The sequence below is a fragment of the Chryseobacterium sp. CBo1 genome (genome assembly GCF_001693475.1).
Lineage (GTDB): Bacteria > Bacteroidota > Bacteroidia > Flavobacteriales > Weeksellaceae > Chryseobacterium > Chryseobacterium formosense.
Window position 1 is genome coordinate 1 of record NZ_MAUH01000058.1, and the last position, 1,455, is coordinate 1,455.

At 36.8% G+C, this 1,455-nt stretch carries 1 protein-coding gene; it reads right to left on the minus strand.

The annotated features are described in order from the left end of the window. Nucleotides 1-75 precede the first annotated feature (75 nt). Nucleotides 76-1,341: a glucoamylase family protein gene (locus tag BA768_RS18705; protein ID WP_228388505.1), complete on the minus strand. Its 1,266-nt coding sequence runs from the start codon at nt 1,339-1,341 to the stop codon at nt 76-78. Nucleotides 1,342-1,455: the final 114 nt, after the last annotated feature.

Genomic DNA, 1,455 nt, shown 5'->3' on the forward strand with positions numbered 1-1,455 from the left:
GCGGCGGCTTTGCCGCCGCTGCAAAATCACTAAAAATAGCGAGTGCAGAGAGCGGGATTAAGCTCCTTAAAAATACTATTTAATGTTATATTTTTCTGATTTAAAACTTAATTTCTTTAATCCTTGTTGGATTTCAGGAGCATTCATGAATAATTTCCATAAAAATCCTGTACGGTAGTTTTCAATCATCGGAGCAATAGTTCCCTGATCGATGGCTAAATATCTTGGCGTCGTCCAATTGTTATAATGAATCGAAGTTGCATCATAAGGTCCTGCAGAACCTATAAATTCTGGTTTTTGAGTATAAATAAATTTCAGGAAATCCATAGATTCTTTCGGTGAATACGGAAAACTGCTCAAAGCCGCCGTCGGAGTAATCACACCGTGATCGTTTTGCGGAAAATGAGCATCGTAGCCAACACCTCCATCTTTGTTTCTTGAGTAAGATGCCGTTAATCCCCAATAATTTGGTCCGTAACCTTTCCATCCTTTTGGATTTTCTACACAGTATTTGTAATCGATAAGAACCTGATTTTTGTTTAAATCAAAGTAATTTTTGATCAGTTTATCAGATAAGTTTGTAGGATCTAAACCGATATAAGAATAATGAGCCCAGAAAAGCGGTCCGCCATATTCTTCTGCACCGTTGTGCTTTACATACATTGGAAGTCCATATTTTTCTCTGTCTGAAAGATAGGTTCCGTTTCTTGTCCAACCTTTGTAATAGGTTTCAGCATCTATTGAATATGTTGGCGATGAAGCGGCTAAAATGTAAGTAATTAAACATTCATTGTAGCCTTCCAGTGGAAAGTTCATGTCCCACTGATATTCGGGTGACCAGTGCCAATACAAAACTTTCTCGCCTCCTTTCGTATACCAGTTCCATTGAATTCCTTTCCAAAGTTCGTCACATTTTTTTGCCAATGCTTTTTCTTCTGCATTTCCGTTTTTGAAATATTCACGAACCATTAAAATCCCTGAAGTTAAAAATGCAGTTTCCACAAGATCTCCACCATTATCTTTTTTACCAAATGGAACTGTTTTTCCGGTTTCTCCATTGATCCAATGTGACCATGCTCCTTTATGACGGTCTGCTTTGGCAAGAAAATCCATCATAGTAGCCAGTCTTTTTACTGCTTCTTTTCTTGGAACAAAACCTCTTTCCACACCTACTAAAATTGTAGCTAACCCAAACCCTGAGCCTCCGGTTGTAATAACATTTTTGTCATTCTGAGGATAAATATTATCTTCATGGTAACGCTCTCTTCCTAACATTGAGTTTGGTTCTGCGTAATCCCAAAAGTACTTCAAAGCATCTTTTTGAACTTTGTACGTCTTCAAACTAACTTGGACATTTTGGAATAAATCCTTAAGGAGTATTTAGGGTTATAAATTTATTAATTTCTGTTGAAAATACAACTGTCTTCTTTTTCGGATTGAATCCGATTTTATTTG